Source organism: Streptomyces sp. WAC07094 (assembly GCF_036320405.1).
GTDB lineage: Bacteria > Actinomycetota > Actinomycetes > Streptomycetales > Streptomycetaceae > Streptomyces > Streptomyces lannensis.
This window is the reverse complement of the sequence record NZ_JAVMJZ010000004.1, coordinates 223,540-249,088: the sequence shown is the minus strand read 5'-3', so window position 1 is coordinate 249,088 and position 25,549 is coordinate 223,540. Positions and strand designations below refer to the sequence as shown.

The window sequence follows — 25,549 nt, the reverse complement described above, 5'->3', positions numbered from 1 at the left end:
GCAGCCGGACCGCAGTCTGCTGGCCCGATAGCAGCGCGCTCTGTCTACGGCAGGGGTGGCCTGGGCCGTGCGGTCTGTCGCCGGTTCGTGGTCGGGGCTGTGGTCGGGCCGACCATGCAGGCCACCACGGGTTTTGTATCCCTGTCGTGACTGTGGTCGGGGCTTGGTGGTCGGTGGTCGGGTCGGGGTGGGCGGGTTTCCTCAAGGTCAGCAACAACCGTTCTGACCTGGGAGTGTGGAATGTCTCCTGGCAAGCAGGCCCCCGAGGGCCAGGCCGCTGCCGCGGTGGCCGCGGGCGCCCGGCTGGAGGCGATGCGGCGCCGCGTGCGCCTGTCGCGTCTGGTGGTGTGGGCGGCCATCGCGGCCGGGCCCGTCGCTCTGACGGTCGCGGTCACGTCCGCCCCGGCCGTCGTCGAAGCAGCAGCCCCGGCCAAACCCGCCACGGTGCGCACGTCCGGTGCCGCTGATCCGGGCGGGTATGCGCAGTTGTTCGTGGGCGCGTGGCTGCGCAGCAGCGCCGGTGATGCCACCCGTTGGCAGGCGCGGCTTGCGCAGTCGATGGCGCCGGACGTCGATCTGCCCGACCCGGCTTCTGGTGCGCAGCTTGGGCCTCAGTCGGTGACGGCGGTGCGCAGTGCGCAGCGTCAGGCCGGCCGGTGGTCGGTGACGGTGGCTGCGCAGTACGCCGAGGCGCCGGTGCGCTACTACGTGGTGGCGGTGGCCGTCGACGACGATGGCGGCTCGTTCGTGGTGACCGGTGCTCCCGCTGTGGTGGCCGGCCCGGGCCGCGCCCAGGTGCCCGCCTCGCCGTATGCGGTGAGCGTCCCGTCAGAGGGTGATCTGGCCGTCGGTCTCGGGGAGTTCTTCGCCGCGTACCTGGCGGGGGCCGGGGAGGTGAACCGCTATCTGGCGCCCGGCGTGCGCCTGTCGGGTGTCACCCCTGCCCCCTACACGGCGGTCACGGTGCAGCAGTTGCTCGCCGTCCAGGATGCGGCGGCCGCCGAGCGGGTCCCGGCCGACGGCACGACGGTCCTCGTATGCGCGCAGGTAGAGGCTCGGGATGCCGCGGGTCGGTGGCCGCTGGCCTACGAGCTCACGCTGAAGGCGCGCTCCGGGCGGTGGGAAGTCGCCGCGCTCGATACCCCGGCAGCAGTGCCCGGTGGGGGTGGTGGGGTGTGATGGCGGTGCACAGCCTGGTGCTCGCCGGGCAGCTCAACGACCTCGGCAATTCGTGGATCACCATGTTCCGGGACTGGGCGACCAAGGGCTTGCAGGCCGGTCTGGTCGTCCTGGTCGTCGTCATCATGATCCAGCGGTTCTCTCTGAAAGCCGGCATCGGCGCGCTGCTGCTGATGGTGATCGCTCTGGGGTTGTACAACGCGCGCAACGACCTGGCGAGCATGGTCACCGACGAGGTCAAGCACCCCTCCCGGGGCGCGCCCGCCCTTCCCCACCTCGTGGACGGCACCGGTCCGCACACGCACGACCACTCCGCCCGTGCAGGGGGCTGGCGATGAGTGCGGCAACTGCGGGGCGGGTGGGGCGTTTTTATACCGCTGCCCGTCGCCATCCTTGGGTGTTGGGGAAGGTGGCCGACTGGCGTATCCCCCTCGGCCCCTACACGCCCGCGCAGCTCATGGTCGCGGTCGGCGGCGGTTTTGTCCTGGTCAAGACGATTCCCTGGTGGTCGTGGATGGGCCCGGTCCCGATCGCCGGATGGCTGCTGGCGATCTGGATGGTGCGCCGTCCGAAGGTCAAGGGGCGTGCTCCGCTGCAGGCGGCGTGGGGCTGGGTGCTGCTTGTATGGCAGCCGCCCGGTGGCCGGATCGGCGGCCGCGCGGCCCGCGACCGGGCCTGTCGCGCGCTGCTCGGCGGTTTCACCCTCGAAGACGCCCCACTTGACGGCGTGTCCGCATCGCCCCGCGCCGCCGTGCCCGAGACTGCGCGGCCGCCGCGACACCACACTCTTGCCGCCCGCGTGTCCGTGCGGCGCCGGCCGCCGGCTGAGGACCCTGTGCTGGTGCAGCCGGTGTCGGGTGTGCGACAGCTGCTGGCCTGCGCCAAGGCAGGGGGTGTGCGGTGAGGGTGCCGATCCGTCACATCGCCGGCCATCTGGTGTGGTCGATCCACGGGGGCGTGTGGGCCCTGTACCGGCTGCCTCCCGGCCCGGACGAGCAGGGCCGCCGCGAGGAGACGGTCCAGGGCACCTATGTGCCGGCCGCCGTCCGCGACGAGCAGCTCGCCCGGACCACTCATGTGATCCGCTCCCTGCCGGGGGCGCCGCGCCTGTTCGGCCTGTGCGCGCAGGTCGATCCGGGCGAGATCGCCCTGCGCATGATCGACGGCATCGAACCGGCCGACCAGCAGCTGGGCGAGGATCCGCATCCGTGGGTGGAGAACGTCGAGGCCACCTTGGATCTGCTCACCGGGCAGGAGATGCACCGCCGCACGCTGTGGCTGGCGGTGCCCCTGACCACCGACACCACCAGCGGGCAGGTGTCCGCCTCGCTGGGTGCCGTGTGGGCGGATATGGCCCCGCTGCTGGGCGTTCGGCCCGGCCCGGTGGCGCGGCGCGAGGTGGCCGCCTACCGCGAGCAGGCGGCAGCGGTGCAGGCCGCACTCGCCGGCGGTATTGCGTTGCGTCCGGCGCGCCCGGCGGAGATCGTCTGGATGATCCAGCACGCCCTGCATCGCGGCCTGGCCGAGCCGCTGCTGGCCGAGGCCGAGACCAGCGACCTGTACGGCGGGCGGTTGCGTGCCGGCACGCTGCACTCCCCCAGTTACGCCGACCTCGGCCAGGTCCGCCTGCAGGAGGGCGGCCTGGACCCGCACCAGGACAGCAACCTGGGCAGCGCGGATCGCCTCACTCGGTCGGGCCGCACCACCTGGTGGCGGTTGAAAACGTCCTCGCCGCTGCGGCGGCGCTGGCTGCAGGTGGAGTCCGAGACGGGGATCGGCTACCAGGCCCACCTGGCGTTGGCGGAGTGCCCGCCCGCGGTCAGTCAGGAGGCCGCCGACCTGTTCGCCCAGTTGGACAGGCTCGACTTCCCCGTCGACTACACCGTCGACCTCACGCTGGTGCCCGCGGAGAAGGCGCGGGATCAGGTGCGGCGCAAGAAGAACGAACTGATCGACCAGGCCGACCAGTACGACGCCCGCCCCACCGGCATGCCCTCCTCCTTGACGGATGCTGCCCGCGATTTGGGCGAGCTGGATGCCCGCCTGTCCCGTACCAGCGTGGAGGTGGAGGTGCAGTCCGTGACCGTGCTGACGGTGTGGGGGCCTACCGCCGCCGTCTGCGACGGGCGGGCCCGGGCGTTGGCGGCGCTGCTGTCCGGTGTCGATTACCGGCCGGTGCGCCCGGCCGGCCTGCAGGAGGCCCTGTTCACTGTGGGGCTGCCGGGCACGGTGCGGCCGCATGCCGTGCGGGAGTTCACGCAGCATCAGGTCTCCGAGGACTGGGCGCTGTCCGGCGCCTTCACTACTGCGGAGGTCGGTGATCCGGGCGGGATGTTCCTCGGCATCGATCTGGACTGCGGTACGACCCGCCCGGTGATGATCAACGTGGCGGATGCGCCGAAGCAGGATGCGTCCGCGTCCCTGGGGATCGTCGGGGATCTCGGGGCGGGCAAGAGCGTGCTGCAGAAGCTGATCGCGGAAGCGGTGTGGGCGCGGGGCGGGGTCGCGATCTGCATCGACCGCACCCCGGTGCGCGAGTGGGCCACCTTCGCGCAGGCGGCCACCCAAGGTGGGTGTCAGATCGTCGACGCCGCCCGGGCGGAGGTGTCCATCGATCCGCTGCGCGTGTTCGACGGCCCCACCGGCCGCCACTATGCGCTGTCCTACCTCACCCTCCAGCTCGGTATCGGGCCGATGAGCCAGGGCGGCGAAGTCCTGCACCACGCTGTCGAGCAGGCCGCCGGCGGTGACGCCCCGTCCATGCACCGCGTGCTTCAGGTCCTTCAGGAGATGGCCGGCCGTGAGGGGGGCACGCGGCAGGATGCGGCCGCCACGTTGGCCGGCCTCATCCGGGTTGTCGCCGGCAACCCCCTGTCCGCGATGGTGTTCGACCCGGCGCTGCCGCCGGTGCGGCTGGACGCCTCCCCTCACACCGACATGATCGTCATCACGACGGCCGGTCTGCGGCTGCCGCCGAAGGCCGCGTTCGACCACCCCGAGGTGCTGCGCCAGCAGCCGCTGGAGGCCCTGATCGGGCGGGCGGTCCTCTACCTGATCGCAGCGATCGCCCGGCAAACCGCGTTCGAGGACCCCAGCCGGTTCACGGCGGTGGTGCTGGACGAGCTGTACTGGCTGACCTCGTCGGCCGAAGGCACCGCCTTGGTCCACGAGATCCTCCACGACGGCCGCAAGCACGGCGCGGGCCTGCTCGCCGGCAGCCACGACGCCGAGGAACTCGGCCCCGACCGCGGCCTGATGGCCTACCGGGCCCTGGCCCGCACCACCAGCCGCGAACGCGCCCGCCGCGGGCTTGAGTTCGTCGGACTGGACCCAGAGGATGCCCAGTTGCTGCGGCTGGTGACCACCGGCCTGTCCCCCGTCGGGCAGCAGGGCCGCGAGGGCGAGTTCCTGCTGACCTGCCCGCGGCAGAACACCGGCCGCATCAAGACGATCATCCCCGCTCTCCCGCGTATCGCCGCCTCCATCACCACCACGCCACAAGCCCCAACCAGCATGGGCGCGCCCCCGGCCCGCCCGTCAGCGCCGGCGGCTGACGGTGAAGCGGCCGGTGAGCGCCGTGGATAGGGGGCGGTGCTGAGATGCGCAGGTTGGATCACGGCACGGTGCGTGCTGCCGGTTTCGTGGCGCTGCTTACGGCCGTGTTCGTCATGGTCAACAGCCAGGTCGTATATGCGGCCGCGAGCAGCAGCGGTGCAAGCGGGGATCTGCTCGCCCCGCTGAACATCACCTCCTCAGAGGGGGTGCCGATCGACGGCTACGAGCTCACTGCCGATGGCGGCTCCATCGTCGCCTTCACCTCCCAGGCCCTCGCCTTCGCCCTGTCCGGCCTGTTCACGTTGATCCGGCTGCTGGTCGGCCTGGCGGGGTGGGCGATCGAGCTGGCCTTCCGCTTCCCCCTGTTGAAGATCCTTCTCCAGCCGGCGCAGAAGACCGCCGACGCCTATGAGCATGTGGTCGTCGACGCGCTCGGGCTGAAGGGCCTGCTGCTGGCCTGGGCGTTCGTGTTCGCCTCCTTCATGATCGTGCGGGGGAAGGTGGGCCGCGGCCTGGGCGAGATCTTCCTGACCCTGCTTCTGGGCGCCCTGGCCGCGTCCGCGTTCGTCCGCCCCGACTACCTCCTCGCCCCAGGCGGTCCGCTGGGGCAGGGCCAGCAGGTGGCCGCCGAGGTCGCCCAGCAGAGCGTCAACTCCTACAACTGGGGCGGCAAGATCGCCAGCCGGGGGCCGTGTGAGGGCATGGCCGGAAACGCCGAACGCACCTGCCTCGAGCGGCAGGGCGAGGGTCCCGTCTCCGCGGCCGAGGTGGCCCGCCCGATCCAGGACTCGATCACCAATGCGCTGATCGTCAAGCCGTACATGCTGCTGCAGTACGGGCGCATCCTCGACCCCGGCAAGCCGTCCGATCGCGCGGCCTATGCCGTCCACCTGAAGTGGATCACCGGCGGCTACCAGCCGGGCGCCACCTCGCAGAGCAGAAAGCATGCGTGTTCGCTGGTCCACGGCCCCGGCAAGCAGTACTGCCAGCGCGACACCGGCGACGGCCCCCACCGTGGCACCGGGCTTCCCTCCCTCACCCCGGGGGGCGAGCTGCTGGATACGGCCAGCCCCCTGGTCACCGAAAAAGACCAGCAGTTCGCCGCGTTCCTCGCCGACCTGAAGAAGGCGGGCCCGGTCGGCAAGGACTGCGCCGACTACGCACAGGAGCCCACCTGGTGGCGGGTCGGCGGCGCGGTGCTGCTGCTGATCGCCGCGCTGTTCATCTGCGGCATGCTGCTGTCCTGCGTGATCGTGCTGCTGGGCACCCAGGGCATCTGCGCGGCCGCCGCGGCCGCCGGAGGAGTGACCTTCATCGCCGGCATGCTGCCCGGGCCCGCCCGGCAGGCGGTGTGGAAGTGGCTGTCGTGGTGGGGCATCGCGGTCCTGGCCATGGTCGGCGTGTGCGCCTTCATCCCGTTCTTCGGCATCGCCGTCGACGCCACGATCACGAACGGGCCCGACCTGGTCGTGGAGCGGCTCCTGCTGATCGACGTGCTGGCCATCGCCGGTACGGCCGGGCACCGCCGGCTCCTGGCCGGCATCACCTCCTTCGGCCGGCGCATGGCCCTACGGATGCGCTACGCCAAGGTCGGCGGCACCCACCTGCCCGGCGACACCTCCGACCTCGGCGCCGCCCTCGCCCTCAACTCCCCCACCCTCGGCATGGGCGGCGGGCTGCGTACCGTCACCGGGAGCGGCCGGTACAGCGGGCTCGGCACCCGCCACCGGCTGATGAACGCGCTGACCGCGATGGCCGACGGCACGGGCATGCCGGTGGACACCGGCAGGATGCTTGTCGATGCCACTGCAGAAGCCGGACGCGGTCTTGCACCGCTCACCGCGGCCGCGGTGGGAGCCGGGATGGCGGCACGGCTGGGCGCGAAGGGCGCGCACGGGCTGCTGATCGGCACGCGGCCCGACGAGGACCGGTTGAGCAGGTGGCGCAAGCCCACCGCCGACGGCGACACCCCGGCAGGCGGTCCACCAGGCGGCGGGCCTGCAGGCCCGGGCAGCAGTGGCGGGCCCGGGGGCCGGGGTGGTTCCGGTCCGGGCAGGCCCGGCGGTCCCTCCGACCGCTACCGCACCCCGGAAGGCCGGATCATCGACCCCGTCTCCGGTCGACTCCTGCACGACCAGAACACCGACCGCACCCTGCTGTCCACCCGCGCCCACAACCGGCTGGTGCGCTACCGGGGTTACCGCATCCTCCACCGCACCGGCCGCGCCGCCTACGGCACCACCCTCGGCCTGCCGGCCGGCGTTCGCCGAGCCGGCTCGGGCGGCTCCCGCTACGCCCAGGACGCCCGCCAGCAGGTACGGGTGTGGGGGAACACGCTGCGCGAGGACGGCCGGGCCTGGGCCGATGCCGGACGCCACGCCTCCCGCGTTGTGCGGGAGGAGAGCGGCGACCGCGGTGGGATGGGCCCGTTCCTCAGCGGCCGCCTGCCCACCCGCACGGCACCGGCCGCACCCGCACGCACCATCGCGCGGCCCGGCACACCCCCGTCCCCGCCCTCGTCGGCCGGGAATCCTGCCGCGCCCACCGCCGCGCCCGGTCCTGGTTCTGGTTCTGGTGCCGGCGCGGCCTTGCGGCGGGAGGCCGGGCCGGTTCTGCCCGGTGGACGCGGCGCTGGCGATGCCACGCGCGACCAGGCACGCGCCCGGTTTCAGGACCTGCTGCGCAGGACCGCGGCCGACGCCGAGCGGCGCCGCCAGGAGCAAGCCCGGCGCCGGGGCGAGGGCGGTGAGGGCGCGTGAGGCCCGCCCGTCGCCGCACCCGGCGTGCAGGATGCGCGGTTGTGGTGGTGCTGGTGCTGTTTGCCGCCGTGTGTTGCGCCGCTCCCCTGTCCGGCGCGATCAGCGCCGTCATCGCCCTGCGGACACGTGCCCAGGCAAGCGACGCAATCCCTGGCGGCAGCGCGGCGGATATCCCTGTGCGCATGCTCACGGCCTACCAAAAAGCCGTCCATCTCATCGGCCGGTATGTGCCCGCGTGCCGGGGCATGCGCTGGCAGATCCTCGCCGGGATCGCGAAGGTCGAGTCCAACCACGCCATCGGCCACACCATCACTGCGGGCGGGGACATCCGCCCGAAGATTTATGGGGTGCTCCTGGACGGCTCCGGCGCCGGCGGCAACAGAACCGCCGTCCCGGACACCGACGGCGGCAGGTGGGATGGCACCGCCCACGGGGAACGGGCTGTGGGCCCCTTCCAGTTCCTGCCCGCCACCTGGGAGTCGACCGGCAAGGACGCAAGCGGTGATCACGTCGCCGACCCGCACAACGCCGACGACGCCGCCCTCGGTGCCGCAGCCTATCTGTGCGGCCACGGCCGCGACCTGACCCGACGCGCCCAACTGCGGGCGGCGATCTGGCAGTACAACCACTCCGCGCCCTACCTGTCGACTGTGCTGGGCTGGATCGACCAGTACACGGCGGCCGCCTCACGCCCGGACCTCACTGGCGTGTCGGCGCGGGCCCGTACGGTGCTTCAGGCGGCGCTGTCCCAGCGGGGTGTGCCCTACTCGTGGGGCGGCGGCAGCCCCCACGGGCCCAGCACCGGCAGCTGCTGCTCCCCGGGCGGCAAAAGCGGCACACGCATCACGGGCTTCGACTGCTCGGGCCTGACCCTGTACGCGTACGCCAAGGCCGGGATCCGGCTGCCGCGCACCGCGGCCGCGCAAGCAGGCATCGGCCACAGAATCCCCGCCGGCCGCGGCATCCGCGCGCTCAAACCGGGCGACCTCGTCTTCTACGCGTACGTCCCCGGCCGCGACACAACGATCTACCACGTCGGTATCTACACCGGCGGCGGCCAGATGATCAACGCCGCCCGGCCCGGCACCCTCGTCCGCCTCGACGCGGTCGCTGCGATGTCCGGCTACGCGGGAGGAGCCCGCGTCCTATGACCACCTGTCCGCTGTGGAGATTCCGAACGGAAGGGACAACAGCAAAGTGATGACCCGTCAAATTGCCGCTTCACAGCTCGTGTCGTGCCGCGGCGGTTCCCGACCTCTTGAGATCCCGTTTTTCGCCGAGTTTGTCCTTCTGCTCGGCCTGGTTGTGTCTGGGGGCGGTCTGGGCCCTGGCTTCTGGCGCGCATGGGGCAGGCAACGGTGGACGGGTACAGCGAGAGCTCGGGGACAAAAGCCGGATGGCCCGGGCCGTCTACAGGGCTTCGGTCCGCAGCGGCCGGCCCCGATATCGGTCGAATGCTTCCCGAGCGTCGGGAACGAACGTCCGATGACGGACCAAGTCCATCAGTTCTGGCTCGGTCAACCAGTCATGCCATGCGACTTCCGCTGGGTCGGGTCGGGCAGGTTCCATGACAACGACCTCATGAAGACCAAGCCAGTACGGGCTGATCGCGCCCTCGCACAAGAACTTGAGCACGAAACGAGGGCGAGCGTGGACACCGAGCTCTTCCGCCAACTCCCGTGCGGCAGCTTCCTCATACGACTCGGCTACCCCCACGGCGCCTCCGACCATCCAGTTGAGCTGCCCTGGGAAGAGGGAGACATCGTCTGGACGACGGTGGATGAAGATCCGCCCTCCAGGATCGCGACAGACGATGGTCGCAATTCGATGCAGCCACCCGTGACGGATTGCTTCCCCCCGGTCCACGACCGCCAGCACCTCGTCCTGCTCATCCACCCGCTCAACAAGCTCGCTCACGAGGCACACGATGACAGAGGGAACTGACAGCCGCGCCGAAGTCCGTGCTCCGCTCGACCCGGGCCGCCCGAATCTCCTCCACAGGAAAGCAACACATACGGGGCAAACCGGCTGGCGCACCGACTCGGCAACCATCCAAAGGCCCTGGTCATCGCAGCATCAGCCGACACGTCAGCTCGGATCCTGCCCTCTACCCCGCTCACCGCGCCTGCTGCTGATCGCCACCATGGTGCTCGCGGTCGCCGGCACCCTCCTGCTGACCCTGCCGCACACCCCGACCATGGCCGCGGCTGTCCACGGACGCCACCCGGCCGGCACCACCCCTACCAGCCATCCGTCGACGGTTGCCCAATCCGCGCTCACGGCGCCGGCCACAGCACCGGCGCCCTCGCCTCCGGTAGCGGCGCTGCCGCCGCACGGCGACGGCACCGCAGGCGACCGGACGATCCAAGAGGCCCTCGAGACCGCATGGCCCGCGGACCTGCAAGCAGGCGATGCACGGCGCCTGCTCACCCTGGGCCGCGCGCTTCTGCGCGCGGACGCCACCGGCATCGGCCGCACCGCCTGGCCCGCCTTCTTCCCCGACCGCAAGCAGACGGTGACGCCACCGGCCTTCACCCGGTTCCGGATCCAAGCGGCGATCGCCCGCCGCGGCCCTGGCACCAGCCAGGCGGTGGTGCACCTGGTGTGGGCGGGCGCCGACCGCGGCGGCACCTATACGGACGGCCGCATCACCGACTGGCACTTCACCCGCACCTACACACGGAAGGGGGGATCTGCGTGGACGGTGCAGCCGCCCCGTATCTGACCCAGCAGGCCGTAATCACCGGCCCCGGGCCCGTTCTCCGCTCGATCACCTCTATCGCTCAGATCGCGGACTGGCTGGCAGCCCACTGGTACCACCTCGCGGTGGCCGTCGCCGCCGCTTGGGGTGCGGGCGAAGCTCTCTTGCGGTACCTGGCCAGGCGGGCCTCGGCCGAGCGGATGGCCCTCGAGCTCGTGCCCGACCGGCACTTCGACCCAAGCCTTGAGGAGATCTTCCGGCGCGGGGTGCAACTCGCCCGGGCCTCCACCAGCATGCCGTGGTGGGCGCCGCGCCGATCGAAGGCGGTGCAGATCCGGCTGCGGGCGGACGGCACCCGCCCGCTGCGCTACCGCATCGAAGGCCCGGCCGGCGGCGAACGCCTGCTGTCCATCACCCCCTTCGGCGCGCACGTGGCCGTGAGCCGGGCGCGGCCGATCGCCGACAAGCCGCGCGAGCACGTCGTCCGCGCGGAATTCCTCCTGCGCGGTAAGCCCACGGCCCCGCTGCGGGAGGTGCCGCTGGATCCCGACCCTCTGCAGCCGCTGGTCGACGCCGTCTGCGACCTGCGCGCCGAACTCGGGGACATGGCCGAGATCCGCCTGGATATCCAGCGCGCCCCCAAATGGGCCCTGCGCGCCCGCCGCCTGCAGCTGATGACCGCCGCCCGCCGCGCCGAACAGAAAGAAGCCCAGCGCGCCGCCCGCTGGATACGGCGGGACGCCGCCGGCTTGGAGGACTCGCTGGCCTGGCAGCTGCAGCAACTGCTCCACGGCCCCCGCCGGCCGGCCGGCGGGCGGCGGCTGGTCATGCCGCCCATCCCGCGCCGGGTGGATCCGGCGCAGGCGTTGGGCAAACTCGCCGAGGACGACCAGCTCGTGCGCGTCCAGCTGCTGGTGATGTGCGCCTCCCATATCGAAGGCCGCGCCGAGGCCCGCCTCGCCCAACTCCAGGCCGCCCTGGATGTGTTCGGCGGCCACTCGAGGTGGGCCATGCGCGGGCTGCACGTCGGCCCGTGGCGCCTGGGCGCCGACCGCTGGCCCAGCCGCCGCGGCTTCGAACGCCGCTGGAAGCTGGGGCACTGCCGGCCGCCGCGGGCGAACTGGGTCCGCCTGGAAGAACTGACCGGCCTGCTCAAGCCGCCCACCGTCCACTGCCGGCTGCCGCTGCTCGCCGACTCCCTGCCTACCTTCACCTTCGGCGACCCCGACCTGCTGCTGCAGGGCATCTACCGCAGCCCCGACGGGCGCAGGCGGCTGGTCGCCACACACGCCAAGGAGACCCTGTTCGAATGCGCGGTCGGGCGGGCGGGCGGCGGAAAGACCGAACGCGCCCTGGCCCAGGCGATCGGCTGGGCCCACGCCGGCGGCGCACTGATGTTCCTCGACCCGCACCGCGACTCCTGGCCGCGCGCCGCCCCCTTCCTGGCCCACGACCCCCTGATGCAGCGCATCGCCCTGATCGACCTCAACACGGCTGGTCCCACACCGCTGTTGAGTTCGTGGAATCCGCTGGCCATGCAGCACGGGCCGCCGCCGCACGACGTCATCGAGGCGGTCACCGACGCCTTCGCCTCCGTGCTCGGCTGGGACGACGCATCAGCCCCCCGGGCGATCACTATCCTCACCGCGTGCCTGGTCGTCCTGGTCACCGTCAACCAAGCCGCCTGTCACGCCGGCCGCCCCCAGGACCAGGCCACCCTCTTCCACGTGCGCGCGCTCCTGGGCGATGCCGCCTTCCGCACGGCCGCGCTCACCGCCGTGTCCGACCGGCTCAGCGAGGAGATCCGCGCGTGGTGGCAGACCGTCTTCCCCACGTTGCCCTCCGACGCATTCGCCGTCGTCCTCAACCCCCTCGCCCGCCTGGCCGCCCACCCCGTCACCCGCGCCTTCCTCGGCCAGCCGACCGGCATCTACAACAGCCGCGCCGCCATGGACAGCGGACTGATCGTATGGATCTGCCCCGCCGGCAACGGCCCCACCGACCGCCTGCTGACCGCCCTGCTCGCCCGGGACCTGCTCCGCGCCGTGCGCTCCCGCCGCGACACCCCCGAACACCACCGCAGGCCCTTCCGCCTCTACTTCGACGAACTGATCACCCTCACCGGCGCCGCCCCCGACACCATCGCCTCCATGTTCGAGGACTTCCGCAAATACAAGGTCACCGTGCACGGCATGACCCAGCTCCTGGCCCGTCTGCCCGCCCCGGTCCGCATGTCGCTGACCCAGAACGCCTCCACCCTTGCCTCAACGGCCGGTTCCACCACCGCCATCGCCCCCATCACCGCCGAATGGGGCGACACCCCCAGCCCCGCCGAGGTCGCAGCGCTGGACCGGTACGAGCACTACATGACCCTCACCGTCCACGGCCGCCGCATCGGCCCCGTACAGGTCACCGGCCCGCACTTGGACGACGTCTTCGCCGACTACGCCCGCCCTCGCGACGTCGCCCGCCTCGAGCACACGGCCCGCACCACCGCCGGAGCACAACCCCTCGACCAGCTCACCGAACGGGCCGCCACCCAACTGGACCGCGTCAACGCCTTCCTCGCCCAGCACACCCCCACCCGCCGCACGCCGGCCGTATCACTGGACAAAGCAAAGGAATACAAATGACCCTCACGCCCGCGACCGAACCCGTGCAGGCCCGGCACACGCCGTGTCCCGTCGAGCGGCTGCCCCACCAGCTCCTGGCCGCGCTCGCCCAGCACCGCATGGCCACCACCAGCCAACTCCACGCCCTGCTACGGCCCGACGCCACCCGCCAGAGCATCTCCGCCCCGCTGAACAAACTGCGCCGCCACCACCTGGTCGACTACACCGTGCTGCCCCAGTCGAACCGCACCCGCGCCTGGTACCTCACCAGCGAAGGCGCCCGACTGGCCCGCGACTTCCCCGAGATGCGAGGCCGGCCCCCCTACCCCGTCACCTCCGCCACCGCCGCCTCCCTGAAGACCCCGCACACCCTCACCGCGGTCCGCGCCCATCTCGCCTTCGCCCAAGACGCCCGCCACCGCGGCGACGAACACGGCCACCTCGACTGGACACCCGAGGTCGCCCACCCCTTAAACGACGGCGAGAAAGTCATTACGGACGCCGTCCTGCACTACACCCTCATCCGCGGCGAACAGCGCACGAAACTCAGGGCCTTCATCGAAGTCGACCGGGCCACCATGGGCAGCGAACGCCTCGCCACCAAGCTCATCGAATACGCCAGGCTCTGGACCTACGAACCCCAGCCCGCCGGCCGCCAACGCGCCCGCCAGACATCCGGCGCCGCCTGGCTGCGCTGGTACCCCGTCTTCCCCCGAGTCCTGTTCGTGCTGACCGGCGCCACCCGATACGTCCTGCAGCACCGGATCAGTGATCTCCAAGCCATGGCCGCCCAGCACCCCCTCGTCGCCGCCCTCGCCCGCGACGTACCCCTCGGCGCAGCCGTGCTCGAGGACCTCGAAACACACGGACCCTCAGCAGACGTATGGACACCCCTCGCCGGAGGAGAGGACCAGTGCCCGTGGTACGCCCTTTAGTTGAACATTTACCTACGCAAAGACGATCTGTGGCTGAGTTTGAGCCAAGTTACGCATGAGCTGGCTGAGTTCGGTTCAAATTCAATCAGGCATATGCGTAACCTGTACGAACGCAAACGCGGTCGCAGCTCCAGCCACCATTGGACTGCCACGCACGTGCGCAGCCCAACGAACGGCCGCATTACATGGGATCGCCACGGGGAGACAAGGTGACACCAGGTCGACGCCGCGAAGCAAGGTCTACTCATGCTCACACCCGACAGCGCGCTGCCACTGCAACAGCCGCGGGATTGTGCGCAGTGCTGGCCCTTTCAGCGTGCACTGGTGGCCCGGACAGGCATTCCGAGCCTCCGCCATCCGCTGCAGCCACGCCATCTGCTACTCAAGATGCAAGGGAACAGGCCGCTCAGAACGCCGCATTGACGGCCTGGCGCGGGATGCGCACCGAGCAGAGCAAGGCCTACCGCCAGGGCAAAGCTTCCGACACGAAGCTCACTACGTACGCCGCAGACACAGCGCTGTCCAAGATTGAGAGTGAGCTGTTTCAGTACCGCCAGGCGGGCGTTCACTTCGAAGGCGAGCCGAAGTCGACGGCAAAGGTCACCTCGGTCCACATCGAAGCTACGCCACAGAAGGCAACCATCACCGAATGCCTGGATACCAGCGGCTGGAAGGCGCTGCAGGGCAGCAAGAACGTCACCAGCCCCAACCAAGTGCGGCGCTATACCGTGAGCGGGTCCGTCCGCACGATCGGCAGGCAGTGGAAGGTCGTCGACTACGACGTGGACAAGGAGCACGCGTGCTGACCTGTCCGGGATTAGCGACCACCGCACTCACTCTGACCCTGACGCTGAGCTCCGCCGGAGTCGCCAGCGCTGACGGAGACCCCACAGTGGCTCCACCGAGTGACTGCGGCGAAATGACGCTGTGCATCGGCGTGGGGATCAATGGATCAGACGCAGAGCCCTCCGGAGGAGGGAGCAGCAACCACGGTGGGAAGGTTGCGAGCAGGAAGAAGCGCACCTGCAGCGCCTACTTCGCTGGCAGCAAGGCTGGTGGCCCCGATGAAAAGGGCAGCGGCGAGTACGAAGTCCCTTGCGAGGATGCCGAGCTGGGGTCTTTCTCCGGCGGCTGCTACTACAAGAAGGCCGACCCGCAGCCTGCGGCTGGTGACTCAGCCTGGCGGGGACATCAACCAGGTGATGGGGCGATCTACCAACGCAGTTGCCCCTTCGGCATTCCTGGCAACGAGGTCCTGGCCGAGGGCTTCGTGTGGATGGCCCAGCCGCCGACTGCGGCCGCTGTCGATCCCGCGCAGCTCGCCCAACAAGCCGTCGACAAGATGCGGCTCGCCGGTCCCGACATTGCCAGCCCTCGAGCGGCCGGCGAGTACGTCGTGGGTGTGCCGATGTGGATGTGGGTGGATCAGAGTCCGACTACGTACGGGCCGAACTCGGCGAGTGCGACGGCGGGCGGGGTGACGGTCACGGCGACGGCGAAGGTGTCGAAGATCGCCTGGAGGATGGGCGATGGCTCGATAGTGACCTGTCATGGACCTGGCAAAAAATACTCACCGGTGTACGGAAGGCAGGAGTCGCCGACCTGCGGTCACACCTACACGGCGACGTCGACGTCTCAGCCGTCGGGCGCGTACACCGTGACGGCGACGTCGACGTGGACGGTCGATTGGCAGGTTGTCGGCGGCGGTGGCGAGGGTGGCCGGCTCGTTGAGTCTCGGCAGTCCCAGATGCAGGTGGCGATCGGCGAACTGCAGGTCGTCCGGTAACAGACGCCGGAAGGAGCCCACGTTGAGCAAGACGAAGGAACGCGTCAGCGCAGCCGGCGCACACGGCATCCCCGCGCAGGGGCAGGGGGCCGGGCCGGTGGCGCCGCCTCGTGTTTCGGCCCGCCGGCGGCGGCCCGGGGTGATCGCTCTGTCGCTGGCGTTGATCGCCGCGGGGGGCGCCGGTGTTGCGGTCCTGGTGCTGCAGGTCGGCCACCGCACCCAGGTGGTCACTGTGGTCCGCGACGTGCAGGTCGGTCAGGTGCTGACCGAACGGGACCTGGGCAGGGCGTCGGTCGCTTTGGATCCGGCGGTCAAAGCCGTGCGGGCGGATGACCTCGATGAGGTGGTGGGTCAGCGGGCCGCTGTGGAGCTGAGGCCCGGCTCGCTGCTGGCTCCGTCGCAGGTGACGCGGGATTCCCTGGTCCGGCCGGGTGAGCAGGTGGTGCCTATCGGGCTGAAGCCGGAGCAGGTGCCGGCCAGTGCTCTGGTGCCGGGGCAGAAGGTGCGGCTGGTGCACGTGCCGGCTCAGGACGAGACGGGCACGGGTCGGACGCCCGCCGTCGCACCGCAGACGTTGGCGGGCCGGGTGGTGAAGGCGTCGGGGGCTGCTCCGGGTACGGGGGTGGTGGTCGTCGATGTCGCCACCTCCGCCGATGACGGCCCGACGGTGGCCGCGTGGGTGTCGGCCGGCACGCTCCGCCTGGTCCTTACCGCTCCGGACGGGTCCTGATGGCTGTGATCGCGCTGGCGGGGTGCAGTGGTGCGCCGGGGGTGACCACGAGTGCTCTGGCGCTGCTGCTGGCGTGGCCGCTGGAGCCGGGCCGTCGGATGATCTTGGCCGAGTGCGATCCGGACGGTGGCGCGGTGTTGCACGGGCTGTTGCTGGGGCAGCTCGGTGACCGGTACGGGCTGCGGAATTTATCGGTTGCCGCGCGCAAGGGTGAGTTCGGCGAGGGGTTTTGGCGGCAGCTGATCGATCTGAGCGGTGAGGACGGCCGGGAGGAGTCCCCGTGCAACCGGTTGCTGCTGCCGGGGATCAGTGATCCGGCGCAGGCGGCGAGTCTGGGCCCGGTGTGGAAGGCGCTGGCGGTGACGTTCCGCGGGATCGATGCCGACTACGGCCACGACGTGCTGGTCGATGTGGGGCGCGGTGGCGCGTTCGGGCCGTCCGCTGTGCTGGTCGAGCAGGCGGATGCGGTGGTTGTGGTGGTGCGCAACACGCTGCGCTGTCTGCAGGCGGCCCAGGCGCGGGTGCGTGCGTTGGAGGAGCGGGTGGGCGGTGTCGGCCTGATCGTGATCGATGAGGGTCCTTATCCGGCGGGTGAGGTGCAGCGGGTGCTGCAGGTGCCGGTGGTGGCGACGCTGCCGTTTGCGCCGAAGGAGGCCGAGGTTTTGTCCGACGGTGCCGAGCAGCCGCGGCATTTCACCCGGACGGGGTTGATGAAGGCGGCCCGTACGGGCGGTGCGTTGCTGGCGCAGCGGGCTGCGGTGCGCAGGGCGCGCCTGGCACCGCGCGGGGTGGCGGGTGCGGAGGTGGGGGCTCATGCGCGGTAGGCCGCTGCACGGCGATCCCGCGATGGCTCTTTCTCCGGGCCGGCCGCGGCAGGCGCACGGGGTGCCGGTCGGGACCCCGGCAGCCGGGCAGCCTGCCGCCGGTGACGGTGCGGCTGCGGACGTGGTCGACTACAAGGTTGCCCGGCACATCGCCACTCAGGTGGCCCGGCAGCGTGAGGAACTTTTGAAGACCGCTGCGGGGGTGGACCGTGCTGCGGAGGAGCAGTACTGCCTGAACTGGATTAACGAGGCGGTCGCGCTGTGGTCGGACGCTCAGGGCGTCGAGCGGGGCGTGAGCCCGACGCCGCAGGAGGACGACGCTTTGCGGCGTGCCGTGTACGACCTGCTGTATCGGGCGGGCCGGTTGCAGCCGTATCTGGACGATGAGCGGGTGGAGGACATCCTCATCCACGGCCCGGATGAGGTGTGGCTCGACTATGGCGACGGGGTGCGCCGCAGGGTGGGGCCGGTGGCGGATTCGGAGGAGGAGCTGCTGGAGATGTTGCGGGAGTTGGCCCGGGATTCCGGTCACAGCGAGCGCACCATCTCCACCGCGAACCCGACGTTGGCGCTGTCGCTGAAGGACGGCTCGCGTCTGCAGGCCGTGACGGGGTTGGGGCCGATGACGTATGCGGTCATTCGCCGTCACCGCGTCGCGGACGCCGACCTGGACGCTCTGGTGCGGCTGGGCATGATCGATGCGGTGCTGCGGGAGTTTCTCGGTGCGTGTGTGCGCGCGGAGAAGAACATCATGATCGCGGGGAAGCAGAAGGCGGGCAAGACCACGCTGCTGCGGGCGATGCTGAGGGAGTTCGACCCGCAGTGCCGGTTCGCCACCGTGCAGAGCGAGGACGAGTTGTTCGCCCACGCGGACGGCTACCACCGTCAGGCGGTCTCCCTGATCGCGCGGGAGTCCAACGGGGAGAAGGACGCCACCGGCCGCGGCGCGGGTGAGGTGACGCTGCTGGATCTGATGCATCCCGCGTTGCGGATGTCGCTGGAGCGGATCGTGGTCGGCGAGGTCCGCGGGCCGGAAGTCGTGGCCATGATGCAGGCGTTGACGAACGGGGCGGGCGGCAACCTGTGCACCATCCACGCCCGCCGGCCCGACACCGTCTTCGACCGGATCGCCGAGCTGTATGCGCTGGCTCAGGGGAATCTGTCCGAGCAGCTCGCCTACCGGCAGACCGCCAACGGTTTGGACTTCATCGTCTACGTCGACATGACCGACGAGACGCAGATCGGGGGCCGCCGCCACCGTTACGTCTCCCACGTCCTTGAGGTGACCGGGATCGGGGAGAGCGGCCGGCCCGCCACGAACGAAGTCTTCTGCCCGGGCCGGGAGTTCGGTGAGCTGCGGGCGGTGCCGCGGATGGATCCGGCGTGTGTCGATGACCTGCGCCGGGTCGGGTTCGACTCCCATCTGCTGCAGCAGCCGTATGGGGCCTGGGCCCGGCCGCTGGCGTTGAAGGTGGAGGGGTTGAGCACGTGACGGTGCTGGTGGCGTTGTTGGGCGGCATGGCGGTGGTCGGCGGTGTGCTCGGCGTCGTCGTGGGGGTCGTCGGGACCACCACGCCGCGGCGGGCCCCGCACTGGCGGCGATGGAGGGCCCGGGCGGAGCAGCAGCGGGCCACCGCGGATACCCGCCTGCGGCGGCGCATGCTCGCCCTCGCGGCCGTGGTGGTGTTCGCCGGGGTGTGGCTGGTGTCGGGGAACTTCGTGGCGGCGGTGCTGCTCGGCACGGCCGTAATCGGGGTGCCCTGGCTGGTCAGCCCGGCCGGCCGTGCGCAGGAGCGTATCGGCCGGCTGGAGGGCTTGAGTGAGTGGACGCAGCGCCTGGCCGGCCTGCTCAGGTTGGGCATGGGCCTGGAACAGGCGATGATCACCAGCCGGAAGGGGGCACCGGATGCGCTCGCCGTCCAGATCGGTGGCCTGTCCGACCGGCTGCGGCTGGGCTGGCGGCCGGAGCAGGCGCTACGCGTGTTCGCCGACGAACTGGACGATGTCACCGCCGACAAGGTGTGTGCCGCGCTGATCCTGTCCGCGGGCGATCGCGGCCCCGGCTTGGCGCAGGCGTTGGAGGATTTGGCGGCAACGGTGCGCGAGGAGGTCGCCAAGAAACGCTCGATCGAGGCGGACCGGGCCAAGCCGCGCACCACGGTGCGGTGGATGACCCTCATCACCCTCGGTGTGATCGGTGCCGGCTTCTTCGTCCCCTCCTACACCCGGCCCTACTCCAGCCTGCTGGGCCAACTGGTCCTCGGCTGTCTGACGGCCGGCTTCGTGGGGGTGCTGGCGCTGATGCGGCAGCTGGGCGTCTTCCGCCGCATTCCCCGCTTCCTGATCGCCGATGCGCGCAGCGCCGTCCGCACCCCCGCACCCGCAGCAGAGGCGGCCGCGCCCGCCGTGTCCGGCGCCGGCCGCGGTCCGGAAGGAGATCGCTGATGAATCTGTGGCCCATGGTGCTCGCCGGTGGCACCGTCGGCGCCGGCACGGCGCTGCTGGTGCGGGAAGTACTGCTGGGAGCACAGCCCGCCTTGGCACCCGCTCTCGAACGTCATGCTCCGGCCGGCTTGAGCATGCCCGCACCGGTCTTGGGCCGTGAGGAGGTGTGGGGACGGTGGCTGCTGGCCCGCCTGCAGCGGCTGCCCGGCATCACCATCCCCGTAACGAACCTCTCGCTGCTCGGGCAGGGGCCGGGCCAGTTCGTGCTGAAGAAGGTGGCGCTGGCCGCGATCGGCCTGCTGTGCCCGGTGCTGGTGACGATCCCGTGGATCGTCGCCGGTGTCTCGCTGCCCCTGTATGTGCCCGCCGTCGTAGGGCTCGTGGTGGCGGCGCTGTTGTTCCTCACCCCGGACCTGGCGGTGCGCGATGCGGCCCGGCGGGCGCGGGAGGAGTTCGCGCACGCCCTGTCCGCCTACCTCGACCTGGTGGCGTTGAAGCGGGCCGCCGATGCCGGTCCGACCCAGGCGCTGGAGAAAGCGGCCCAGGTGGGCCGCGGCTGGCCCTTCCTGCTGGTGCAAGGCGCCCTGCGCCGGGCCCGATTGGAGAAGATCCCGCCCTATCAGGCGCTCGCCGAACTCGCCGCCGAGTACGACCTGCCGGTCCTTGATGACGTCGCCGACATCATGCGCGGTTCGGCCACCGACGGCGCCGCCGTCTATAAGGCCCTCAAGGCGCGTACCGCCGCGCTGAACGCCGAGTTGCTGGCCGATCAGGCCGCCGAGGCGAACGCCGCCAGCGAGAAGATGACCGCCCCCGGTGCCCTCCTGGCCGTGCTGGTGATGTTGCTGATGGCGTTCCCCGCGGTGATCCGCATGCTCACCGTCTAACGCCCCGACCGACCCCACCCTTTCGAACTCTCGAGGAGGCCCATCTTGAAGCGCACCGCAGCCCGTTCCCACCGTGCGTGGCACTGGCTTGCCACACGGCTCGAACAAGGCCTGGTGGACATGGCGCGCCGGCCGGACCGCGGCGACATCAGCATCACCACGGTCATCATCTGGGTCGCCGCCGTCACCGGTGCCCTGGTGATCGCCGGGACCATCGCCGCCGTGGTCGCCAAGTACAACGGCAACCTCGCCGGGATCTGACCCGATGACCGCTTCCGTACAGCGTCAGGCCTGGTGGCAGGGGAAGCGATGGCGCGACGACCGCGGGGACGCCTCCATCCAGATGGCGATCGTCTACCCGTTCGTGCTGCTCGCCACGATCGCCGTCGTCCAGGCCTCCCTGTGGTACTACGCCCGGCAGATCGCGCTGACCGCTGCCCGGGAAGGCGTCTTCGCCGCCCGCGCCTACCACGCCACCCCCACCGACGGCGTGGCCCGGGCACAGGAGGTGCTGGCCCGAACAGCCGGGGACAGCCTGCGCTCACCCGCCGTCTCCACCGCCGGCAGCAGCACGCAGCGGGTGCGGATCCAGGTGACCGGGCAGGCGCAGTCGATGATTCCGGGCCTCGCGGGACTGCGCATCCGCCAGTCGGCCTCCGGCGCCGTCGAACGCTGGACGTCACCGGGAGGGTGAGGCGGATGCGCAGCACGAGGCGCTACCAGGTGCGGGCGCGAGGGGATGAGGGCAGCGTCGCGCTCGAGGCCGCCATCATCATGCCGTCGCTGATCATGTTCGTGTGTCTGGCGATCGCGGGCGGACGCCTCGTCACCTCCGGAGCGAAGATCGACGCGGCGGCCGAGGACGCGGCCCGGGAAGCCTCCCTGCATCGCACCGCGGCCTCCGCCCAGCAAGCAGCCCATCAGGCGGCCACCGAGTCCCTCACCGACCAGGGCATCACCTGCGCGTCCACCCACGTCGCCGTGGACACCGGGGGCCTGACCGTGGCCGTCGGGCAGGTCGGCACCGTCACGGTCACCGTGAACTGCACGGTGAACCTGTCGGATCTGCTGCTGCCCGGCGTGCCCGGAACCCGCACCCTCACCTCAAGGGCGACCTCCATCGTCGACCAGTACCGACAGCGGGGAGGACCACAATGACCCTCCTTCAGGCATGCCCGTGCACCAGGTGCCCCCGGCGGTGGTCCCGGCAAGCGCGCTGGTGTGATCGCGGCGGCGTCACCGTCTTCGTCGCCGTGTGCACCCTCGCCCTGATCGGCATCATCGGAGTGGCCGTCGACGGAGGCGGCACCCTGCGCGCCACCGAGCGCGCCGACTTCATCGCCGGTGAGGCAGCCCGCGCCGGCGGACAGGCCATCGATCCCGCCCAGGCCATCACCGGCACGGCGATCGTCGTCAACCCCCAGGACGCGCAAGCCGCAGCCCAGGCCTACCTGCACTCCGCGGGCGCCACCGGCACCGTCACCGTCTCCTCAGACGGCACACAGCTCACCGTCACCGTGACCGGCTCCTACACCACCACCTTCCTCCCGGCCCTCGGGATCGGCTCCATGCCCGTGACCGGCCACGCCACCGCCACCCTCCTGCACGGCGTCACCGCACCAGACGAAGAAGTAGGACACTGATGCGCCCCACGCACTCCCCCGCAGCCAGTCCGACGGTGGCCCGCCTCCTGACCGCCGCAGCCAGTCTGCTCACCCTGACCGCCGCACTCGCCGGGCTGCCGCTACTGCTCGCCTGGGCCACCCCCCTCGTGTGGGCGGCCGGCCACGACGACCTCACGCACCTGATGACCCGCCAGGACACCGGAGCCGTCTTCCTGCTGCTCCTCCTCGCCCTCGGATGGACCTGCTGGGCCCAGTTCGCCTTCTGCACGGTGCGGGAGCTGATCGCGCAGCTGCGCGGCCTGACCTGGCACGCCCCGCGCGGTTTCGGCGCCTCACAACGTGCTGCGGCCGTCCTGCTCGGCAGCATCCTGGTGCTGCTGCCCGCAAGCTCCGCGCTGGCCTCCCCCGCCCAAGCCGCACAAACAGCCACTGCCATACACCTGCCCCCACAGGGACGGACGGCACAACAGCAGGCCGAGGCCGAACAGACGCGTCTGTCCGCCACTGCGGCGGGCGACACCCGCACCTATACGGTGCGCGAGGTGCGGCCGGCCGAAAGCCTGTGGAGCATCGCCGAACGGGAGTTGGGTGATGGGGAGCGGTGGCGGCAGATCGCCGCACTGAACGAGGGCCGCACCATGGCCGACGGACAGGTCTTCCGCGCCAACAGCTTCCTGCAGCCCGGCTGGCAGCTCCGACTGCCCGCTCCTGCGACAGCGCACGGCACACACCAGCAGCCGGTCAACAACTCCACCACCAGTGGCGGCGGAGCGCGTGTGGTCACGGTGGAGCCCGGCGACTCCCTGTCGAAAATCGCCCAGGACGAGCTCGGGACCGCCAGCCGGTGGCCGGCCCTGTTCGACGCCAGCAAAGACGCGGCACAGCCGCAGGGCCTGCCGGACATCACCGACCCGGATGTGATCTACGCAGGCCAGCAGGTGACCGTGCCCCACGCCCCACCCGCACAGCACGACACGGACTCCGGCGACCAACACGGCAACCAGCCGAGCAACCGGCCACCCAACGAGAGTCCATCGGCCCATCCTCGTGACGGTGAGCATCAGCCCAGCCATCATCCGGGACACGCGCAGGCTCCCCCGCCCCCGTCTGCTGCGCCCGCGCCAGGTGCGCCCACTTTCCGCGCGCCAGGCAACCACCGGACCCGGCCGCCCGGCTCGGAGTCGGCGACTGAGGCCGCAACGCCACATCCCACCGCACGCTCCTCTCCCCCGGCTCGCACACCCTCCGCCTCTACTGCTGCCCCACCGTCCAGGGCTGCGGCCCCACCGGCGCCCGCGCTCCCCTCGGCACGCCACGTGGCTCCGTTGCCGACCGTGCTGGGCGCGGGTGCTGTGCTGGCAGCGGCCATCACCGGCGCGCTCGCACTGCGTCGGCTGCTGCAGCGCCGCCGCCGAAAGCCGGGTGAACAGATCGCCCTCACACCCGAGACCTCACCGGCGGAGGCCCAACTGGCCGCTGCCGCCGAGCCGCAGAGCGCAGCCCGCCTGGACCTGGCGCTGCGCACCCTGGCACACCAGGCCGCACAGGACGGCGAAGGTTCGGGGCGGCTGCCGTCGGTGCGGGCGGCACGCATCGGGGCCCGCACCCTCGACATCCTCCCGCAAGACCCTGCCGGCCGGTCCCTGACGCCATTCGTTGCGGGGCGGTCCGGGTGGTGGACGCTTCCCGACGACGCTGCGCTCCTGGACGAGGAGACCGCCCGCCAGGTGCCAGCGCCGTATCCGGGCCTAGTCACGGTAGGAACCGCCGCGGCCGGTGACCTGGTGCTGCTGAACCTGGCCCAGATGCCCGCTCTGCTGCTGGACGGCAGTCCGCTGGACATCACCGAGGTGTGCACCGCGCTGGCACTGGAGTACGCGATGAGCCCGTGGGCCGGCGAGGTGGAGATCATCGCCGTCGGCTTCGGTAAGGACCTGCCGCACCTGCTGCCCACCTCCCGCATCGCCCACATGCGCCAGGCCACCCACGCCCTACGGGATCTCACCGAACGGCTCCTCGAAGCCCACCAGACACCCACCCCGCCACAGCAGCCCCCTCCGCCGTACCTGCTGCTGTGCGCGGACGCCCTCGACGCGGACACCGCCTGGCAGTTCGCCGACCTCATCGACAAGACCGACACACTGCCGGTCACGCTCGTCGCCCCCGCAAGCTCCGCCGCCGCGCACTTCCCCCACGCCGACCTCCTCAACGCCTCACTCAATGAGCCGCAGCCACTGGAGTTGGTTGATACCGCCATCACAGTGCAGCGCCTGGACCACGCGGCCTACCAGCAGATCACCACCGCGCTTGCCGTCTCGGGACAGCCCGCCGAACCCGCCCAAGGACCCTGGCAGCACGTACCTCACGAGACCGATAGCCACCCGCAGCCCGCGCCCGGGCGGCCAGAAGACCCGGCCAGCCACGGCGACGACAGCACGGCCACCCGCACGACCGGCGTGCCGGACCCCGCAGGGGACATGGGTGAGATGGCGGTGTTCCCGGCCCTGCTGGCCGCCTCCACCGACCCCGCCGCACCAGGCCTGCCCGCCGCTGTCCAACACCGCACCTCCACGCCCGAGAAGGACCGTGCAAGGTCCGGGCCGGCCGCCCCCGCAAGTTCCGCGCAGTTGGCTCAAGTCGTTGCGCCCCGCGTCGACGAAAGACACGACGGGCAGGAATTGCACGCGCCGCAGATCCGGGTCCTGGGTCCCATCGAGGTGGATGGCGTGGCCTTCACCGGTCACGGCCCGCGGATGGCGCATCTGGCGGCGCTGCTGTACTTCCGTCCCGGTCGCACCGCCGACGTGCTGTGCGCCGACATGGACCCACTCAACCCATGGACACCCGCCACCCTCAACGCCCGCCTGCAAGGCCTGCGCCGCGCGCTGGGCAACGACCCGACCGGCAGCCCCTATGTGCCGCGCCGCCGCTTGGGCGAAGATCCCTACCGCCTCTCCCCCGACGTCCGCTGCGACTGGAGCGATTTCCTCCACCTCGTCGAACACGCCCTGCCCCACGGCCAAGCCGCCCTGCCTGACCTGGAGCAGGCACTCGGCCTGGTCCGCGGACGGCCCTTCGGCGCCCGTCCTCTGCCGTGGGCCGAACCCCACCAGCAAGAGATGACCACCCGCATCATCGACGTCGCCCACACCGTGGCCACCTACCGCACAGCCGCCGGCCCCCACCACGACCTCAGCAAAGCCCGCCGGGCCATCGCCACTGGCCTCGACGTCGACGACAGCGCCGAACTGCTGTACCGGGACTGGATGCGCATTGAGCACACGGCCCACAACCGGTCCGGACTCCACACCGCCATCACCCGCATCCAGCAGGTCAACAGGATGCTGGATGTCTCGCTCGAGACCGAAACCGAGCAACTCATCAACGACCTCCTCGGCAAGCACACGTACACACCGCAAGTTGAGGCGCTGTGACCCCCATCGAGTCAGCGCGCGTCACGCTGCCCCGGCTCAAAGGGCCGGACCCTTCGACTGCTGAGGAGGGCAGGCCG

The 25,549-nt window shown here is 71.1% G+C and carries 22 protein-coding genes; 21 read left to right on the top strand and 1 reads right to left on the bottom strand.

Annotated features, from left to right (window positions below; genetic code table 11):
• Window positions 1-240: 240 nt before the first annotated feature.
• The 6 genes from RCR19_RS42970 (at window position 241) to RCR19_RS42945 (ending at window position 8,644) form a co-directional block, all read left to right on the top strand.
• The gene (locus RCR19_RS42970) at window positions 241-1,179 is read left to right on the top strand and encodes a conjugal transfer protein (protein ID WP_331270529.1); all 939 of its coding nucleotides are present in this window, start codon (window positions 241-243) and stop codon (window positions 1,177-1,179) included.
• Window positions 1,176-1,517, top strand: a complete 342-nt coding sequence (locus RCR19_RS42965; RefSeq protein ID WP_331270528.1) for a hypothetical protein — start codon at window positions 1,176-1,178, stop codon at window positions 1,515-1,517. Before RCR19_RS42970 ends, RCR19_RS42965 begins: the two co-directional genes overlap by 4 nt.
• Complete coding sequence (locus RCR19_RS42960) at window positions 1,514-2,083, top strand: hypothetical protein (RefSeq protein WP_331270527.1); 570 nt, start codon at window positions 1,514-1,516, stop codon at window positions 2,081-2,083. Before RCR19_RS42965 ends, RCR19_RS42960 begins: the two co-directional genes overlap by 4 nt.
• Window positions 2,080-4,764, top strand: a complete 2,685-nt coding sequence (locus tag RCR19_RS42955; RefSeq protein ID WP_331270526.1) for an ATP-binding protein — start codon at window positions 2,080-2,082, stop codon at window positions 4,762-4,764. Before RCR19_RS42960 ends, RCR19_RS42955 begins: the two co-directional genes overlap by 4 nt.
• 14 nt (window positions 4,765-4,778) lie before the next feature.
• Complete coding sequence (locus RCR19_RS42950; protein ID WP_331270525.1) at window positions 4,779-7,493, top strand: hypothetical protein; 2,715 nt, start codon at window positions 4,779-4,781, stop codon at window positions 7,491-7,493.
• Between the two features lie 182 nt (window positions 7,494-7,675).
• Window positions 7,676-8,644, top strand: a complete 969-nt coding sequence (locus tag RCR19_RS42945) for a C40 family peptidase (protein ID WP_331270524.1) — start codon at window positions 7,676-7,678, stop codon at window positions 8,642-8,644.
• A gap of 259 nt (window positions 8,645-8,903) precedes the next feature.
• Here the strand turns inward: RCR19_RS42945 and RCR19_RS42940 are convergent, their stop codons facing one another.
• Entirely contained in the window at window positions 8,904-9,410 is a 507-nt protein-coding gene (locus RCR19_RS42940; protein WP_331270523.1) for an NUDIX domain-containing protein, read from the bottom strand.
• A 226-nt stretch (window positions 9,411-9,636) separates the two neighbouring features.
• Between RCR19_RS42940 and RCR19_RS42935 the strand changes: the two genes are divergently transcribed.
• From RCR19_RS42935 to RCR19_RS42865, 15 genes are all read left to right on the top strand, one after another.
• Window positions 9,637-10,218 (top strand): hypothetical protein, encoded by a 582-nt coding sequence (locus RCR19_RS42935; RefSeq protein ID WP_331270522.1) that lies wholly within the window; start codon window positions 9,637-9,639, stop codon window positions 10,216-10,218.
• A gap of 176 nt (window positions 10,219-10,394) precedes the next feature.
• Window positions 10,395-12,827 (top strand): ATP/GTP-binding protein, encoded by a 2,433-nt coding sequence (locus RCR19_RS42930; protein ID WP_331270600.1) that lies wholly within the window; start codon window positions 10,395-10,397, stop codon window positions 12,825-12,827.
• Entirely contained in the window at window positions 12,824-13,741 is a 918-nt protein-coding gene (locus RCR19_RS42925) for a replication-relaxation family protein (RefSeq protein WP_331270521.1), read from the top strand. The genes RCR19_RS42930 and RCR19_RS42925 overlap by 4 nt, the downstream gene beginning before the upstream one ends.
• A gap of 437 nt (window positions 13,742-14,178) precedes the next feature.
• A complete protein-coding gene (locus RCR19_RS42920; protein WP_331270520.1) occupies window positions 14,179-14,547 on the top strand; it encodes a hypothetical protein in 369 nt (122 codons plus the stop codon).
• The gene (locus tag RCR19_RS42915; RefSeq protein ID WP_331270519.1) at window positions 14,541-15,527 is read left to right on the top strand and encodes an ATP/GTP-binding protein; all 987 of its coding nucleotides are present in this window, start codon (window positions 14,541-14,543) and stop codon (window positions 15,525-15,527) included. Before RCR19_RS42920 ends, RCR19_RS42915 begins: the two co-directional genes overlap by 7 nt.
• Before the next feature lie 22 nt (window positions 15,528-15,549).
• Window positions 15,550-16,257, top strand: coding sequence for an SAF domain-containing protein (locus RCR19_RS42910; RefSeq protein ID WP_331270518.1), 708 nt, complete (start codon window positions 15,550-15,552; stop codon window positions 16,255-16,257).
• Window positions 16,257-17,081: a hypothetical protein gene (locus RCR19_RS42905; protein ID WP_331270517.1), complete on the top strand. Its 825-nt coding sequence runs from the start codon at window positions 16,257-16,259 to the stop codon at window positions 17,079-17,081. The genes RCR19_RS42910 and RCR19_RS42905 overlap by 1 nt, the downstream gene beginning before the upstream one ends.
• Window positions 17,071-18,573, top strand: coding sequence for a CpaF/VirB11 family protein (locus RCR19_RS42900; protein ID WP_331270516.1), 1,503 nt, complete (start codon window positions 17,071-17,073; stop codon window positions 18,571-18,573). The genes RCR19_RS42905 and RCR19_RS42900 overlap by 11 nt, the downstream gene beginning before the upstream one ends.
• Window positions 18,570-19,526, top strand: coding sequence for a type II secretion system F family protein (locus RCR19_RS42895; RefSeq protein ID WP_331270515.1), 957 nt, complete (start codon window positions 18,570-18,572; stop codon window positions 19,524-19,526). Before RCR19_RS42900 ends, RCR19_RS42895 begins: the two co-directional genes overlap by 4 nt.
• Window positions 19,526-20,413: a type II secretion system F family protein gene (locus RCR19_RS42890; protein ID WP_331270514.1), complete on the top strand. Its 888-nt coding sequence runs from the start codon at window positions 19,526-19,528 to the stop codon at window positions 20,411-20,413. Before RCR19_RS42895 ends, RCR19_RS42890 begins: the two co-directional genes overlap by 1 nt.
• Window positions 20,414-20,458: 45 nt before the next feature.
• The gene (locus tag RCR19_RS42885; protein ID WP_331270513.1) at window positions 20,459-20,674 is read left to right on the top strand and encodes a hypothetical protein; all 216 of its coding nucleotides are present in this window, start codon (window positions 20,459-20,461) and stop codon (window positions 20,672-20,674) included.
• Window positions 20,675-20,678: 4 nt separating this feature from the next.
• Complete coding sequence (locus RCR19_RS42880; protein WP_331270512.1) at window positions 20,679-21,107, top strand: TadE/TadG family type IV pilus assembly protein; 429 nt, start codon at window positions 20,679-20,681, stop codon at window positions 21,105-21,107.
• A gap of 5 nt (window positions 21,108-21,112) precedes the next feature.
• Window positions 21,113-21,571, top strand: coding sequence for a TadE/TadG family type IV pilus assembly protein (locus RCR19_RS42875; protein ID WP_331270511.1), 459 nt, complete (start codon window positions 21,113-21,115; stop codon window positions 21,569-21,571).
• Window positions 21,568-22,056 carry a pilus assembly protein TadG-related protein gene (locus tag RCR19_RS42870; RefSeq protein ID WP_331270510.1) on the top strand — a complete coding sequence of 163 codons (489 nt, stop codon included), beginning with the start codon at window positions 21,568-21,570 and terminating at the stop codon, window positions 22,054-22,056. Before RCR19_RS42875 ends, RCR19_RS42870 begins: the two co-directional genes overlap by 4 nt.
• Entirely contained in the window at window positions 22,056-25,472 is a 3,417-nt protein-coding gene (locus RCR19_RS42865) for a hypothetical protein (protein WP_331270509.1), read from the top strand. Before RCR19_RS42870 ends, RCR19_RS42865 begins: the two co-directional genes overlap by 1 nt.
• Window positions 25,473-25,549: the final 77 nt, after the last annotated feature.